The following is a 15,754-nucleotide window of genomic DNA, read 5'->3' as shown; positions in this document are numbered from 1 at the left end:
AGCAGGTCGAGCGGTTTTTCTCACGCGTACGACGTCGGCAGGGCAACGCGCTCGTAATGGCCGCGTAACGCACCTGCACAGTGGGGCGGGCGGCGCGAACCGGTGGCGGCCGGTGGTTAGAGTGAACCAACATTCGCGCGGTGCCCATCCCCCGTGCCGGTACACCCCCGACCCACAGTACGTTCGCAAGGAGCAATGCACCAATGACCTATCCCCCGCCCCCTGGCTACGGACAGCAGCCGCAGCAGCCGGGCTACCCGCCGCAGCAGCCGGGCGGGTACGCCCCCCAGCCGCAGCCGCAGCCCTACGGCCAGCCGTCCCAGCCCGGTTACGGCGCGCCGCAGCAGCCCGGCTACGGCGCCCCCCAGCAGCCCCCGGCGCCGTACGGCGCCCCGCCGCCCATGCCCCCGGCCTCCGGCGGCGGTGGCGGCGGCCTCGTCGCCAAGATCCTCGGCGGCGCCGGCGTGCTCGTCATCGGCGTCATCATCGTCATCGTGCGGGCCTTCGCCGGCGGCGACTCCGGCAACGACTCGGACGGCACCGACACCACCCTCTCCGACGACGAGATGCAGGCCGCCGAGGCCGCCGCCGTCGGCGACTGCATGTCCGACGCGGCCGCGACCGCCGACGCGGAGCTGGTCGTCCCCTGCGACGACCCGGCCGCGTTCTGGACGATCACCCAGGTCTCCGACGACTCGGGCGCCGAGGTCGACTACTCCGGCCAGCTGACCGACCCGTCGATCGCCGCCTCGTTCTGCGGCCAGGAGTACATGGGCTGGACCCCGGGCCAGCCGTGGCTGTCGTTCCAGTACGTCTACACCGAGGAGATCTCGGGCACCGGCGGACCGGTCGACTACCTCTACTGCGTCGAGGCCATCGACAAGGAGGACGCCGACGGCGGCCGCCCCGTCACGCCGAACACCGGCGACTGCACCGACGACAGCCTGCGGACCTTCGACTGCGCGAACACCCTGGCGCTCTACGTCGTCGACGAGGTCGAGACGTACGACCCGCCCGTGGACGAGCTCTCGTTCGACACCACCACCGCCCTCGGCGGCTGCGTGAACTCGGACTACTACGCCACCCCCGTGACCGGCGGTGACGGACTCGTCTACTTCGCCTACTGCAGCAGCGACAACGCCTGACGCGGACACCGACAGGCCTGAGGGCCGCCCCGCCCGGGGCGGCCCTTTTTCGCGCCCCGGGAAGTCCGCGCGGTGCCGGTGTGCGCCGCACGCGTGCGCAGGCGCAAGGGCCGAGTGCGTCGCAAGAGAGCAATATGATGGAACCCAAGCGCATCCATAACGCCCTCGAACCCTGCCCGCGACGGAGAACCCCATGGCCTATCCCCCGCCGAACCCCTACGACCCCAACCAGTCGCCGGGCTACGGCCAGCCCTCGCCCGCACCCCAGCACTACACGACCGACGCCGACCCGTACTCGCGCCCCGACCCGTACGCCCCCGGCGGCTACCAGACCGCGCCGAGCCACCCCAGCAGCGCCCCGCCCGGCCAGCCCTACTCCCCCGGGCCCGCGTACGCCCAGACCGGCGGCTACACGCAGCCCCCGGTCGGCCCGCCCGGCGGCGCGTTCCAGCCCGGCCAGGCCGCGCCCCCGCCGCCGCGCGGGAACTCGAACACGCCGCTCATCATCACCCTCGTGGTCGTCGTGGTCGCCGTCATCGGCGGCGGCATCATGCTGGGCCTCAGCATGAGCGGCGACGACGACCCCGACCCGGCGAAGGAGACCACCGCCGCCGCGGAGACCTCCGACGAAGCCGAGGAGACCTCGGACGAGCCGAGCGCGGAGGAGGAGACCACCGAGGGCGAATCGGTGTACCGCGTCCCGGCCGAAGGCGAGTGCATCGAGAACAACCCCGAGGGCTTCTACGTCGTCGACTGCTCGTCCGACCTCGCCTACTGGGAGGTCCTCAAGGTCGTGCAGAGCCCCGAGGACCCCGAGCCGACCGACCCGGCCCACTCCGTCGCGGCCGCCGACGCGTGCGCGGGCACCGGCAACACGAACTACTACTACACGGACACCGCGATCGCCGCGGGCCGCGACTGGGACCCCGAGATCGACTCGATCACCGCGGTCTACTGCGTCAAGGAAGTCTAGGAGCGCGCACAACCGCTGCGCCGCATCGAGACCGACTGGCACGGCCCGTCGCGGGCTACGATCGGTCCATGCCCGTCACCGTGACCGAACTCGACCGGTTCGAGGCCTCCAGGCCCCGCCTGGAGGCCATCGCCTACCGCCTGCTCGGCTCGGCGGGCGAGGCCGAGGACGCCGTCCAGGAGGTCTTCCTGCGCTGGCAGGCCGCCGACCGCGGGCGCATCGAGGTGCCGGAGGCGTGGCTGACGAAGGTGCTCACCAACCTGTGCCTCAACCAGCTCACGTCGGCGCGCGCCCGCCGCGAGACGTATGTGGGCGAATGGCTGCCCGAGCCGCTGTTCGCGGGCGACCCGATGCTGGGCCCGGCCGACACCGCCGAGCAGCGCGAGTCGGTGTCCTACGCGGTGCTCACGCTCATGGAGCGGCTCACCCCGGTCGAGCGCGGCGTGTACGTGCTGCGCGAGGCCTTCGACTACCCGCACCGCGAGATCGCCGAGTTCCTGGAGATCAGCGAGGCCTCGAGCCAGCAGATCCTCCACCGCGCCAAGAAGCACCTCGCCGACGGCAAGGCGCGCAAGGAGATCGACGAGGCCGACGCGCGGCGCATCGTCGAGGAGTTCCTGGCAGCCGCCACCGGCGGGTCGGTCGCGCCGCTGGTGCAGCTGCTCACCGAGAACGCCTACGCGATGGGCGACGGCGGCGGGAAGATCCCCGCGCGCACCAAGCCGTACGCGGGCGCGACCGCCGTCGCGAAGTTCCTGTGGGGCCTGTTCCGGCCCGCCGAGGCGAAGCGGAGGATCCTCGGCGGCTCGCCGGAGGTGTACGCGTGGACCGCGAACGGCGAGCCCGCGGCGGTCGCGGTCCTCGACGGCCGCGTCGTCGGCGTCATGGTCCTGGAGGTCGGCGAGGACGGCATCGCGGCGTTCCGCAACCAGGTCAACCCCGACAAGCTCGAGCGGGCGACGGCCCAGTGGAACAGCGCCGACCACGGCGAACCGCTCCTGGTCGCCGCCTTCTAAACCTATGTGACGTGCTTCACGTCGAGAACCTGTCAGGGATCGCGGGGCCGCCCGGTTCAAGTGGCGAACCCGATCCAGACAGGAGCACGCCATGTCCCATGCACAGAAGCACGGTATGCAGCACCGCATCATCGTCCTCGGCGCCGGCTACACCGGTGCCAGCGCCGCCGGCCGTCTCGCCCGGAAGGTGAGCACCGAGGACGTCGGCATCACCCTCGTCAACGCCGAACCCGACTTCGTCGAGCGGGTCCGCATGCACCAGGTGACCGCCGGGCAGGACCTCAAGCCGCGCCCGCTCGCCGAGATGCTGGAGGGCACCGGGGTCGAGCTGCGGCTGGCGAAGGTCACCGCCGTGGACGCCGACCGCAAGACCGTCGCGGTCGCCGACGCGGACGGCGCGGCCGAGCTCGAGTACGACACGCTCGTGTACGCCCTCGGCAGCGGCTGGAACGACATGGGCGTCCCCGGCACGGCCGAGCACGCCTACGAGATCGCGAGCCGCCCCGGCGCGCTGAAGGCGCGGGAGCGCTTGGCCCGCTTGGACGCCGGGCAGTCGGTGGTCGTCGTCGGCGGCGGCCTGACGGGCGTCGAGGCGGTCACCGAGATCGCCGAGGCCCGGCCGGACCTGGACGTGTCGATCGCCGTCCGCAGCGGTTTCGGCGACTGGCTCACACCGAAGGCAGCCGCGCACCTGCGCAAGGTCGCGGAGAAGCTCGGCATCCGCGTCCACGAGCACGCGGGGGTCACCGGCGTGCGCGCCGACGCCGTCGAGACCGAGGCCGGGGAGATCCCTGCCGCGCTGACGATCTGGACCACCGGTTTCGCGGTGCACCCGATCGCGGCGGCGACGACGCTGGAGGTCACCGACCGGGGCCAGATCGTCGTGGACCGGGACATGCGCTCGGTGTCGCACCCGGACGTGTACGCGGTGGGCGACGCGGGCTACGGCATGAGCGATGTCGGCAAGCCGCTGCGCATGTCGTGCGCTTCGGGCATTCCGATGGCGTGGATCGCGGCCGACGCGATCGCGGCGGAGCTCACGGGGGCGAAGCGCGGCAAGGTGCCGCTGGCGTACGCGCAGCAGTGCATCTCGTTGGGCCGCAAGGAGGGCCTGATCCAGTTCGTGACGGCCGACGACCGGGCGAAGACCGGGTTCCTGCGCGGGCGCACGGCCGCGCTGTACAAGGAGCTCATCTGCAAGGGCGCCGCGTGGGGCACCGCGAACCCGACGATGGGGATGCCGGTGCGCCGCAAGCGCGTCGCGCGGGCCGCGACCGCGCAGGGCTCGAACGTCAAGGCGCTCGCGTAGTGCGGGCTGCGGAACGGGCGCCCACGATGCGGGGGCGCCCGTTCGCTCTCGTTATTCGGCGATGATGCGGGGGTTGAGGTCTTCGGCCGGGGGGTTCCAGGCGTCGACGTCGACGGTGGCCTGGTCGCCCGAGCGGATGTCCTTCATCTGGGTGCCTTCGTCGTTGGTGAAGAGCACGAAGGGGATGCCGCGCTTGTCGGCGAACTTGATCTGCTTGCCGAACTTCGCGGCCGTGGGCGAGACCTGGGTCGGGATGCCGCGCTTGCGCAGGCGCTGGGCGAGGCCGTTGGCGGCGGAGCGCTCGTCCTCGTTGGCGAGGGCGACGAGCACGCAGGTGGGGACCTCGCGGTCGGCGGTGAGCGCGCCGGAGTTGAGGAGCGGGACGAGCAGGCGCGAGACGCCGATCGAAAGGCCCACACCGGGATAGGTGTGCTTGCCGTCGGAGGCGAGGGTGTCGTAGCGCCCGCCCGAGCAGACCGAGCCGAGGTGCTCCTGGCCTTCGATGAAGACCTCGTAGACGGTGCCGGTGTAGTAGTCGAGGCCGCGCGCGATCTTCATGTCGGCGACGACGAAGCCGGGGGCCTCCTTCGCGGCGGCGCCCACGACGGCGGCGAGCTCGTTCAGGCCTTCCTCGAGGAGCGGGTCGATGACGCCGAGGGCGCGGATCTCGTTGACGAACGACGTGTCCTCGGCGCTGATCGCGGCGAGCCGGAGGCAGGCCTCGGCCTGCTCGGGGGTGGCGTCGACGCGTTCGACGAGGAGCTTCGCGGTCGCGTCGTGCCCGATCTTGTCGAGCTTGTCGATGATCCGCAGGGCCTCTTCGGTGTCGCCGATGCCGACGCCCCGGTAGAAGCCCTGGGAGAGCTTGCGGTTGTTGACGTGCATGCGGACCTTGGGGATCGGCAGGCCGCTCAGGGCGTCGTTGATGACGAGCGGCAGTTCGACCTCGTAGTGGGCGGGCAGCTCGCCGACGTCCACGATGTCGATGTCGGCCTGCCAGAACTCGCGGAAGCGGCCCTGCTGGGGGCGCTCGCCGCGCCAGACCGGCTGGATCTGGTAGCGGCGGAACGGGAAGTTGAGCTTCCCGGCGTTCTCGAGGACGTAGCGCGCGAAGGGCACCGTGAGGTCGAAGTGCAGGCCGAGGCCGACGTCGCCTTCGTCGCCGTCGGACTGGAGGCGGCTGAGGACGTACACCTCCTTGGAGGTCTCGCCCTTGCGCAGCAGCTGGTCCATGGGCTCGACGGCGCGGGTCTGGAGGTTCGCGAAGCCGTGGAGCTCGAAGGCGCGGCGGAGGTGGTCGACGACCTGCTGCTCGACGATCCGCTGCCGGGGCAGCAGTTCGGGGAAACCCGAGAGCGGCTGGGGTCGTGACATGGCGGTCTCCTAGCGTTGTTCGATGAGAAAAGAGGCGCGGCGGTGTGCGGCTAATGCTGCGCGGCGCGCTTGAGGTACGGGTTGCGGACGCGTTCGACCGCGATGGTGGTGCTGGGGCCGTGCCCGGGCAGGACGATCGTCGCGTCGTCGAGCGGGAGGACCTTGTCGCGCAGGGTGTCCTGCATGGCCGCGTCGCTGCCGCCGGGCAGGTCGGTGCGGCCGATCGCGCCGCGGAAGAGGACGTCGCCGGTGAGCGTGTAGCGGCCTTCGGCGTCGGCGGTGTGGAACATGGCCGACCCGGCGGTGTGGCCGGGGGCGTGGTCGACGGTGAAGCGCATCCCGGCGAGTTCGACGACGCCGCCGTCGGCGAGGGCCTGGACGTCGTCCGGTTCGGTCCATTCGAGGCCGGTGCCGACGAGCGACATCATGTTCGCGCTGAAGCCCTGGGCGGGGTCGGCGAGGAGGTGGCGGTCGTCGGTGTGGATGTAGGCGGGGATGTCGCTCGCGCCGCACACCGGGGCGACGGAGAAGGTGTGGTCGAGGTGCCCGTGGGTGAGGACCACGGCGACGGGCTTGAGGCCGCGCTCGCTGAGCAGGTCGTCCAGGCGGGGCGCGATGCCGATGCCGGGGTCGACGACCACGCACTCGGATCCGGGACCGGCCGACAGCACGTAGCAGTTCGTGCCGAACGCATCCGCAACCAGCGTCTCGATGAGCAACCGCTCCCCCTCCCTTCGCCGGGTCAGGATACACCGGGCATCCTGCGGTGACGCGTCTGACTTGTCCCGGCTAAACTGCGGAACTCGTAACCCCTGAAACGGCGGTGCCCGGCCTAACGGTTCGCAGGCACCGCCGGAACCGGCAGCAGTAGGAGGCCAGGTGCCCGCCAAGTCCAAGCACATGGAGCAGCGCAAGCAGCGCATCGCGAACGCGAAGAAGAACGCGCGCCTCGCGGGCAGGCTGCGCCGCCGCCGCCAGCTCCAGGCGCTGGGCGGGCTCCTCGCGGTCGCCGCGGTGCTGACCCTCGCCTACCTGTGGCAGTCGGGGTCGTGGTTCTTCGGGGACGACGAGCCCGCGGCCGAGGAGACCCCCTCGTCCGAGGTCACCGAGAGCGTCCCGCTCGACCCGAGCGCGACGGTGGACCCGACCGCCGAGGCGACCTCCGAGGCCCCTGCCGAGACCCCCTCCGAAACGACCGAGTAAGTACCCCCGAACGCGCGACGAAGGAGATCGACGGTGGCGTCGAAACAAGCCCAGCGCCTGGCCGCCCGGCAGCAGTTGCAGCAGCGCATGTCCGCCAAGGCAGAGGAGGAGGCCCGCAGGCGCACCGTCGCGTGGAGCGTCGGCGGCGTCGCCGGGCTCGTCGCCCTGGCCCTGATCGCCTGGGGCGCGTTCGCGTGGCTGGGCGGCGACGACGAGGGCTCGAGCTCCGGCGGTGGCGACATCGCGGCGCTCGTCGAGGACGCGAAGGCCGCCTCGACCCGCTGCGACGGCGTCGAGCCGAGCGGCGAGGGCGCCAAGGGCACCGCCACCGAGGGGGTCACGGACGGCCAGCCCGCCCAGGACGTCTACCTCGAGTGCGTGCAGATGAGCACGCCGGACGCCTCCGCGACCGAGGACTGCATGTACACCTCCGCGGACGGCACCAGCCCGACCCCGGCCGCCACCGAGCCCGCCGCGGGCACCCAGGTCATGACGATCGTCACCAACCTCGGCACGATCACCGCGGAGATCGACACCGCGGGCGCCCCGTGCACCGCCGGCTCCTTCACGCACCTCGCGCAGGACGGCTACTTCGACGGCCAGCAGTGCCACCGCCTGGTCATCGACGGCATCTGGGTCCTCCAGTGCGGCGACCCCGACGCGCGCGCCGCGATCGAGGCCGGCACCCCCGAGATGGCGGGCCAGGGCTCCCCGGGCTACTCGTACGGCGAGGAGAACCTGCCGGTCGAGGCCGCGGGGAACTACCCGGTCGGGACCATCGCGATGGCCAACGCCGGCGCGGGCACCACTGGCAGCCAGTTCTTCATCGTGTACAAGGACACGCAGCTCCCCGCCGACTACACGATCCTCGGCCAGGTGACCGAGGGCCTCGACATCGTCGAGCAGGTGGCCGCGGCCGGGGCGATGGAAGTCGCCGTCCCGGGCATGTAGCACGCCGGAAGGGTCCGCCTCCGGGCATCGGTGGCGGATCACACCACCCCTCGCGGTTAGGATTGATGTCGACGCTTTGTTGAACATTCGCGAAGCTGATGCCGTGCTGACACCGAGGAGGCGTGCGTGGTGACCGAGCGAGCCGCGTCCGGCAAGTCCGCTGACGCCGCGCCGACCTCGGGCGGCCCGATCGGGCCCCCCACCGGGCGGCGGATGCGGGCCCGTCTGGCGCGCTTCAACGCGCCCTGGCAGTCCTCGCAGCTCCCCGAGGTCCTCGAACCGCTGGTGGCCGCCCACCGGGCCGCGCACCCGCGCGCCGACGTGCGGCTCCTGCAGTCGGCCTACACGAGGGCCGAGGAGCTGCACAACGGGCAGTTCCGCAAGTCCGGCGACCCGTACATCACGCACCCGCTCGCGGTCGCGTCGATCCTCGCCGAGCTCGGCATGGACACGAACACGCTCGTGGCCGCGCTCCTGCACGACACCGTCGAGGACACCGACTACAAGCTCGAGGAGCTCTCCGACGAGTTCGGCGGCGAGGTCGCCCTCCTCGTCGACGGCGTCACCAAGCTCGACAAGGTGAAGCTCGGCGACGCGGCGAAGGCCGAGACGATCCGCAAGATGGTCGTCGCGATGGCCAAGGACCCGCGGGTCCTGGTCATCAAGCTCGCCGACCGCCTCCACAACATGCGGACCCTGACGTTCCTGCCGCCCGAGAAGCAGGAGCAGAAGGCCCGCGAGACCCTGGAGATCCTCGCCCCGCTCGCCCACCGCCTGGGCATGAACACCATCAAGTGGGAGCTGGAGGACCTCTCCTTCGCGACGCTCTACAAGAAGCGCTACTCGGAGATCGCGCGCCTGGTCTCGGAGCACTCCCCGCAGCGGGAGATGCTGCTCCAGCAGGTCATCGCCCAGGTCAAGGACCACCTGAAGAACTCGCGCATCAAGGCCGAGGTCTCCGGGCGCCCGAAGCACCTGTACTCGATCTACCAGAAGATGATCGTCCGCGGCCGCGACTTCAACGACATCTACGACCTGGTGGGCCTGCGCATCCTCGTCGAGAGCGAACGGGACTGCTACGCGGCCCTCGGTGTGATCCACGCGAACTGGCAGCCGGTGCCGGGGCGCTTCAAGGACTACATCGCGATGCCGAAGTTCAACATGTACCAGTCGCTGCACACCACGGTGATCGGCCCGAACGGCAAGCCCGTCGAGATCCAGATCCGCACGTGGGCGATGCACCGCACCGCCGAGTACGGCATCGCCGCGCACTGGAAGTACAAGGAGACCAAGAACTCCACTGTGGCCGGTCCCCCGGCGCACATCGACGACATGGCGTGGCTGCGCCAGCTCCTCGACTGGCAGCGCGAGGCAGCGGACCCGTCCGAGTTCCTCGACGCGCTCCGCTTCGACCTGGCCTCCTCCGAGGCGTACGTGTTCACGCCCAAGGGCGACGTGGTCGCCCTCCCGGCGGGCTCGACCCCTGTGGACTTCGCGTACGCCGTTCACACCGAGGTCGGCAACCGCTGCATCGGCGCGCAGGTCAACGGCAAGATCGTGCCGCTGGAGTCGACGCTGTCGAACGGCGACGTCGTCGAGGTCTTCACCTCGAACTCCGAGAACGCCTCCCCCAGCGAGGACTGGCTGGGCTTCGTCAAGAGCCCGCGCGCCCGCACGAAGATCAAGCAGCACTTCAAGCGCGAGCGCCGCGAAGAGGCCATCGAGCTGGGCAAGGACGAGCTGACGCGGGCCATGCGCAAGCGGCGCCTCCCGTTGCAGCGCATGCTCACCCACGACAACCTGACGTCGCTCGCGAAGGACCTCAACCTCAAGGACGTCGAGGCGCTCTACGCGGCCCTCGGCGAGCACCACGTCTCGCCGACGCAGGTCGTGCAGCGGCTCCTGGACGTCCAGGGCGGGGCCGAGGGCGCCGCCGAGGACATGGCCGAGGCCACCGCGCCGACGCAGCCCGCCCGGATCGTCCCCGAGGCGCACGGCGACATCCACGCCGCCGTCACCGTGGCGGGCATGGAGGAGGGCGAGATGCCGGTGCGCCTCGCCCACTGCTGCAACCCGATCCCGGGCGACCCGATCATCGGCTTCGCCACCCGCTACCACGTGATCTCGGTGCACCGCAGGGACTGCGAGAACGCCGAGGAGCGCATCGAGCTGCAGCCCGACCGCGTCCTCGAGGTGCACTGGTCGCACGAGGACGACCAGGCGACGTTCATCGCCACGGTGCAGGTCGAGGCGCTCGACCGCCACCGCCTGCTCGCCGACGTCACGCAGGTGCTCTCCGTCGAGCGGGTCTCGATCCTGTCGGCCACCGTGACGACCACGCGCGACCGGGTCGCCTTGTCGCGCTTCACGTTCGAGATGGCGAACCCGGAGCACCTGGACCACATCATCAAGGTCATCCGCAAGGTCGACGGCGTCTACGACGCCTACCGCCTCACGGGTGCCGAGCGTTCCTGAACCCGAGAAGGACCACCGTTGACGGATCTCTCCGCCTTCACCGACGACGAACGCGAACTGCTCGCCGAGGCCCCCGGCGCGGTGCTCAAGGGCGCCATCGCCGCTGACGGCTCCACCAACGCCCTCGCCTTCCTCAAGGAGGTCACGGCCGGGGCCAAGGTCTTCAAGGACGCCCAGCGCGACCAGAACGCCTTCGTCAAGGCCGTCGCGCTCGCCATCCGCGAGCGCACCGACCCCGAGGCCGACGACCGCGAGGTCCCCTTCGCGGACGGCGCGATGGCCTTGGCGCTCAAGCAGGCCGACGAGGCGATGAGCCTCCTCCGCGACAAGGCCGACGCCCCTGACGCCGAGGCCTACGGCGCCTGGCTCATCACCCTCGCCACCCGCGTCGCCGAAGCCTCCAAGTCCAAGAACGGCGGCTTCTTCAGCAGGAAGGTCGCCGTCACCGAAGCCGAACAGGGCTTCATCGACGACCTCACCCAACTCGTCAACCGCTAAACGGCGGGGGCGTTCCAGTCGATGGTGTGGGCGTACTGCCAGGCCATCTTCTCGGGGGTCGTGAAGCGCTCCATGAAGAACGGCATCAGGGCGTCCCTGAAGCGGGCCGCGACCGGTCCGGCGGCCTTGGACTGGTTGGTGCGCGCCGCCGTGGCGATGACACGTTCGACGCGGTCTCTGCGGGCGTGCTCGTAGGCCTTGAACGCCTGCGGCACCGGCAGGTCCCGCAGGCAGCGGGCCAGTTCCACCGCCGACTCGATCGCCATGCTCGCTCCCTGGCCCGAGGAGGGCGAGGTCGCGTGCGCGGCGTCGCCGATGAGCGCGATGCGGCCCTTGGACCAGACCGGCACGTGCGGCAGGTCCTCCAGCGGGGACGCGGGGATGAACGACTCGGGCGTCACGTGGTCCAGGATCTGGAGCGCGGCGCTCCTGTCGTCGGCGAACAGGTCGCGCATCAGGGCGATCCACGTCTCGAACGAGGTGCCCGCCAGCGTCTCGCGGTCGAAGGTCTTGAACGGCAGGTTCGCGAACCAGCCGGTGCGCTCGCCGTCCGAGACGTGCCCGAAGAACGCCTTGCGGCCGAAGACCATGTGGAAGGCCCCGCCGGTGTCGCTGACGCCGAGCGGCGTGTCGGCGAACCCGCCGAGGCCGATGAGGCCCGTGTAGCGCGGCCGCGGCGCGGCCGGGTCGATGATGCCGCGCACCGTGGAGCGGATGCCGTCGCAGCCGATGAGGAGGTCCGCCTCGTGCGTGGTGTGGTCGTCGAACTGGGCGATGACGCTGCGGCCGGTGTCCACCGCGTCCACGAAGCGCTTGCCGTACACGATCGGGACGCCCGAGGCCGCCGCGTGCCCCTGCAGCAGCTCGGCCATGCGCCCGCGCGGGATCGTCGTGTTCACCGGCAGGTCGGGGGCGGACTCGACGGTGCCGAGGACCTTGCCCGAACCGGAGTGGATGACCATGCGCGGCGTCGGGATGCCCTCGTCGGTCAGGGCCCGGTCGGCGCCCACGGTGCGCAGCGCGTTCAGGCCGTTCGGGGCGAGCCCCAGCGGCCCGCCGCGCGAGCCCGTGCCGGGCCGGTAGGCCTCGAACACGGTCGCCTCGATGCCGGCCTTCCGCAGGGCCAGGGCGGCCACGGGGCCGGCGACGCCGCCGCCGATGACGATCGCGGTGCGGGCCCGCGCGGTGGGTTCCATGTCGTTCATGACCCGACCGTAAGGAGCAATCGGCCCCTCCGGCGTCATCCTCCAGTAGCGTTCGGGGTTCGACCTGGGATGTAGTCCGAATCCCGGCGGACCCGCCGGAGCGCCCCTATAGTGAAACCGACTCACGTAGGGAGGGGTTCATCGTGGGGATGCAGGACAAGTTCAACGAGGCCAAGGACAAGGTCTCGGACAGCGCCGGCGACATGAAGGACAAGGCCGAGGATCTGTACAACAAGGCCAAAGAATCGCCCATGGGCGATAAGATGGACGAATACGCCGACAAGGCGAAGGACATGGCGCAGGACGCGCTAGGCAAGATCAAGGGCGACAAGGGCGCCTGACGTCCGAGCCATGTCGAAGCGGCCCCGCGCCGCCGGCTCACGAGGAGCCAACCAGCGCGAAGCGGCGGGCGGACCTGGTAGGTCCGCCCGCCGCTTCGTGTCCGCAGCGCCTTAGCGCCGCTTGCGCTTCTTCGAACCGCCCGAGCGGCCCGCGCCGGAGCCGCTGGAGGCCTTCTCCGGCTCCTCCAGCAGTTCGGCCGGCAGGTCCTCGCTCTTGGCGAGCACGAAGTCGTCCTCGTCGTTGTCTGCGGCCTTCGCGGGCTTGCGGGCGGGCTTCTCGTCCTCCACGCCTGCGCGCTTGTTGGCGACCTTCTGGTTGTGGCGCTTGTACACCGCGCCGCGCTCGGCCATGTCGACCACCCACGGGGCGGCCAGGAAGATCGAGGAGTACGCGCCCACGATCATGCCGACGAACAGCACCAGCGCCAGGTCCTTCAGCGTGCCGACGCCCAGCAGGCCCACACCGACGAACAGCAGCGCGGCCACCGGCAGGACGCCGATGAGCGAGGTGTTGATCGAGCGCATGAGCGTCTGGTTGATCGCGTCGTTGACGCCCTCGGCGAAGGTCTTGCTGCGCGTCTGGAGCAGCTGCGCCGTGTTCTCCTGGACCTTGTCGAAGACCACGACCGTGTCGTACAGCGAGTAGCCGAGGATCGTGAGCATGCCGACGATGGTCGACGGCGTGATCTCGAAGCCGACCAGGGCGTAGATCCCGGCGGTCAGCACGAGGTCGTGGACGAGCGCGCCGATGGCCGCGACCGCCATGCGCCGCTCGAACCGGATCCAGATGAAGATCGCGACCAGGACCAGGAACACCGCGAGGGCGATCAGGGCCTGGCGGGAGACGGACTCGCCCCAGGTCGCCGAGACCTCGGAGACCGAGATGGAGTCGGTGCCGACCCCGGCCTCGGCCGCGATCGCCTCGCGGATCTGGGCGGCCTCGTCGGTCGAGAGCTCGCCGATGCGGATGATGTACGAGCGGTCGTCGCCCGAGCCGACGACCTGGCCGGAGGCCACGTCGGCGCCCGCGTCGGCCGCCGCGCCCTCGACCTGCTCGAGGGACGCGTCGGTCTGCCCCGCGGGCACGTTGTACTGCACGCCGCCCGCGAAGTCGATGCCGAGGACGAAGCCCTTGAAGATCATGACGACCGCGAGCGCGGCGAGGACCACCGCGGACGCGATGTAGAACTTCTTGCGGTGCGCGACGAACTGGAAGTCCGTCTCGCCGCGGTACAGCTGGCTGAAGACGTTGGGGCGCTTCTCTTGCTTGGTGCTCATCGGATCTCCTTAGGCCTTCGCGGCCGCGTCGCCGGTGGCGGGGGTCGCCTTGGAGTGGAGCCCCGAGAGGTGGACGTTGGTGAGGACCCTGCCGCGGGCCAGCCACTCGGCCATCGGGTGGGTGAACACGAACACCACCAGGAGGTCGACGAGGGTCGACAGGCCGAGCGTGAACGCGAAGCCCCGGACCGGGCCGATCGCCAGGATGTACAGGACGACCGCGGAGATCATCGAGACGGCGCTGGCCGAGAGGATGGTGCGGCGGGCGCGGACCCAGGCGCGCGGGACGGCCGAGCGGACCGAGCGGCCGCCGGACATCTCCTCCTTTATTCGTTCGAAGTAGACGACGAACGAGTCGGCCGTGATGCCGACGGCGACCACGAAGCCCGCGATGCCCGCGAGGGTCATGGTGAAGCCGATCTGGGAGCCCAGGAGCGACACGGTCGGGTAGAGGATCGCGGCCGCGACGACGAGGCTGCCGAGCACGACAAAGCCGATCACGCGGTAGTACACGAAGCAGTAGATGATGACCAGGAGCAGGCCGAGGGCCATGGCGAAGACGCCGGCCTCGAGCTGGTCGACGCCGAGGGTCGCGGTGACCTCGTTGACGGTCTCGACGATGAAGTTCGTCGGGAGCGAGCCGAAGTTGAGCTGGTCGGCGAGCTGGTTGGCCTCGGCGGCGGTGAACTCGCCGGAGATCTGCGTCGAGTTCGACGAGACCTCCTGGATGGTCGGGGCGCTGACGACTTCGTTGTCGAGGACGATCGCGACCTGCGACTGGAGGTTCTCGGTGGTGAGGGCGCTCCACTTGTCGGCGCCTTCGGCGGAGAACTGCACGTTGACGACGAACTGGTTGAGGTTCGCCTGGTCGGTGCCGACGTCGGCGGAGGTGACGTCCGAGCCGAGCACGGTCGCGGGCTGCAGCAGGTACTTGTACTGGAAGGTCAGCGACGGGTCGTCGGCCGCGGCGGCTTCGGGAGCCGAGCACGCGGTGACCTCGATGTCGGGCTGCTGGACGGCCCCCGGCGGGCGGGCGTCGAGCGTCTCGCAGGTGATCTGCGGGATGTAGAACTGGACGGTCGCGGGGAGGAGGGCGACCTCTTCGGGTGCCAGGGTGCCGAAGGGCTCCAGGAGGAGGCTGGTGGCCTCGTCGGGGGCGGCGGTGAGCGCCTGGGCGGCGGCGGCCGCGTCGGGGCCGACCTTCGCCCACACCTCGTCGAGGGTCGCGGCGACCTCGTCGGTGGTGGCGGCCTGGCCGGAGCCGGCGGAGGTCTCCTCCGTCGTGGGGGTCTCGGAGGCTTCGCCGTCGGCGGGCGTCTCGGAGGATTCCGCGGTGGGCTCCTCGCTGGCGGCGTCGGTGGGCTCCTCGGTCGGCGTCTCCTCGGCGAGGGCGTCCTCGAGCGCGGAGGTGTCGGCGACGGAGTTGGTGACGATGCGGAACCGGAGCTCGGCGGGTGCGCCGACGTCGCGGAGGGCCTGCTCGTCGATGTCGTCGCCCGCGACGTTCACGACGATGTTCTCGGTGCCCTCGACGTAGACCTCGGGCTCGGAGACGCCGGTGGAGTTGACGCGGCCCTCGATGATCTGGCGGGCCTGCTCCATGGTCTCGGCCGAGGGGGGCTCGTCGCTCCCCTGCTGGTAGGCCGTGAGCGTCATCGACAGGCCGCCTTGCAGGTCGAGACCGAGCTTCGGCGTGGGGAACTTCCATCCCGAGCCCGCCAGCGCGGCGACCCACAGGATCGCGAGCACCAGGAGCAGCGCCACGAAGTAGGGGGCGACTGGCAGGCGCTTGCGCTGGATCTTCTTCCGTGGGCGGTCAGCGCCCGTTACTGAAGCCAATGGTCGGTCTCTTCCTCAGAACTCGAATAGGGGCGGGCGCGAGGAGCCGCGGGCGCGCGGGGAGCGCGCCGCGGCTGTGCTCTCGCACACGTACCCTCGGCGGGGCTCATTCTAGGACGGGTGCCTCACAGGCGGTGCAGGGCCCGG

General features: G+C 70.7%; 14 protein-coding genes. 9 read left to right on the top strand and 5 right to left on the bottom strand.

Annotated features, from left to right (window positions below; genetic code table 11):
- Positions 1 to 203: 203 nt before the first annotated feature.
- The 4 genes from ACGGCP_RS11685 (at position 204) to ACGGCP_RS11670 (ending at position 4,443) form a co-directional block, all read left to right on the top strand.
- On the top strand, positions 204 to 1,145 hold the full coding sequence (locus tag ACGGCP_RS11685; protein WP_392964520.1) for a hypothetical protein: 942 nt from the start codon (positions 204 to 206) through the stop codon (positions 1,143 to 1,145).
- A 193-nt stretch (positions 1,146 to 1,338) separates the two neighbouring features.
- A complete protein-coding gene (locus tag ACGGCP_RS11680) occupies positions 1,339 to 2,118 on the top strand; it encodes a resistance to Congo red protein (protein WP_392964517.1) in 780 nt (259 codons plus the stop codon).
- Between the two features lie 68 nt (positions 2,119 to 2,186).
- Positions 2,187 to 3,134, top strand: a complete 948-nt coding sequence (gene sigJ / locus ACGGCP_RS11675) for an RNA polymerase sigma factor SigJ (protein WP_392964515.1) — start codon at positions 2,187 to 2,189, stop codon at positions 3,132 to 3,134.
- 115 nt (positions 3,135 to 3,249) lie between these two features.
- Entirely contained in the window at positions 3,250 to 4,443 is a 1,194-nt protein-coding gene (locus tag ACGGCP_RS11670; RefSeq protein ID WP_392965096.1) for an NAD(P)/FAD-dependent oxidoreductase, read from the top strand.
- A gap of 51 nt (positions 4,444 to 4,494) precedes the next feature.
- Here the strand turns inward: ACGGCP_RS11670 and hisS are convergent, their stop codons facing one another.
- Together hisS and ACGGCP_RS11660 are read right to left on the bottom strand one after the other, a co-directional pair.
- Entirely contained in the window at positions 4,495 to 5,817 is a 1,323-nt protein-coding gene (gene hisS, locus ACGGCP_RS11665) for a histidine--tRNA ligase (protein WP_392964513.1), read from the bottom strand.
- A gap of 50 nt (positions 5,818 to 5,867) precedes the next feature.
- Positions 5,868 to 6,536, bottom strand: coding sequence for an MBL fold metallo-hydrolase (locus tag ACGGCP_RS11660; RefSeq protein ID WP_392964510.1), 669 nt, complete (start codon positions 6,534 to 6,536; stop codon positions 5,868 to 5,870).
- A 160-nt stretch (positions 6,537 to 6,696) separates the two neighbouring features.
- Between ACGGCP_RS11660 and ACGGCP_RS11655 the strand changes: the two genes are divergently transcribed.
- The 4 genes from ACGGCP_RS11655 (at position 6,697) to ACGGCP_RS11640 (ending at position 10,944) form a co-directional block, all read left to right on the top strand.
- A complete protein-coding gene (locus tag ACGGCP_RS11655) occupies positions 6,697 to 7,020 on the top strand; it encodes a hypothetical protein (RefSeq protein WP_392964508.1) in 324 nt (107 codons plus the stop codon).
- A gap of 33 nt (positions 7,021 to 7,053) precedes the next feature.
- Positions 7,054 to 7,971: a peptidylprolyl isomerase gene (locus ACGGCP_RS11650; RefSeq protein WP_392964506.1), complete on the top strand. Its 918-nt coding sequence runs from the start codon at positions 7,054 to 7,056 to the stop codon at positions 7,969 to 7,971.
- A gap of 126 nt (positions 7,972 to 8,097) precedes the next feature.
- The gene (locus tag ACGGCP_RS11645; RefSeq protein WP_392964503.1) at positions 8,098 to 10,446 is read left to right on the top strand and encodes a RelA/SpoT family protein; all 2,349 of its coding nucleotides are present in this window, start codon (positions 8,098 to 8,100) and stop codon (positions 10,444 to 10,446) included.
- Between the two features lie 18 nt (positions 10,447 to 10,464).
- Entirely contained in the window at positions 10,465 to 10,944 is a 480-nt protein-coding gene (locus ACGGCP_RS11640; protein WP_392964500.1) for a hypothetical protein, read from the top strand.
- On the opposite strand, the gene ACGGCP_RS11635 is transcribed toward ACGGCP_RS11640, so the two are convergent.
- A complete protein-coding gene (locus ACGGCP_RS11635) occupies positions 10,941 to 12,149 on the bottom strand; it encodes an FAD-dependent monooxygenase (protein ID WP_392964497.1) in 1,209 nt (402 codons plus the stop codon). The two genes, ACGGCP_RS11640 and ACGGCP_RS11635, sit on opposite strands and share 4 nt — an antisense overlap.
- A 143-nt stretch (positions 12,150 to 12,292) precedes the next feature.
- Here ACGGCP_RS11635 and ACGGCP_RS11630 point away from each other — a divergent pair, with 143 nt between their 5' ends.
- A complete protein-coding gene (locus ACGGCP_RS11630; RefSeq protein WP_392964495.1) occupies positions 12,293 to 12,490 on the top strand; it encodes a YtxH domain-containing protein in 198 nt (65 codons plus the stop codon).
- 111 nt (positions 12,491 to 12,601) lie between these two features.
- Here the strand turns inward: ACGGCP_RS11630 and secF are convergent, their stop codons facing one another.
- Together secF and secD are read right to left on the bottom strand one after the other, a co-directional pair.
- The gene (gene secF / locus ACGGCP_RS11625; RefSeq protein WP_392964492.1) at positions 12,602 to 13,768 is read right to left on the bottom strand and encodes a protein translocase subunit SecF; all 1,167 of its coding nucleotides are present in this window, start codon (positions 13,766 to 13,768) and stop codon (positions 12,602 to 12,604) included.
- 9 nt (positions 13,769 to 13,777) lie between these two features.
- Complete coding sequence (secD, locus tag ACGGCP_RS11620) at positions 13,778 to 15,607, bottom strand: protein translocase subunit SecD (protein WP_392964490.1); 1,830 nt, start codon at positions 15,605 to 15,607, stop codon at positions 13,778 to 13,780.
- Between the last annotated feature and the right edge of the window lie 147 nt (positions 15,608 to 15,754).

Source organism: Glycomyces sp. NPDC048151, from assembly GCF_043202775.1.
Lineage (GTDB): Bacteria > Actinomycetota > Actinomycetes > Mycobacteriales > Micromonosporaceae > Glycomyces.
Note: the sequence above shows the minus strand (reverse complement) of the source record. Positions and strands in the feature narration are given on the sequence as shown.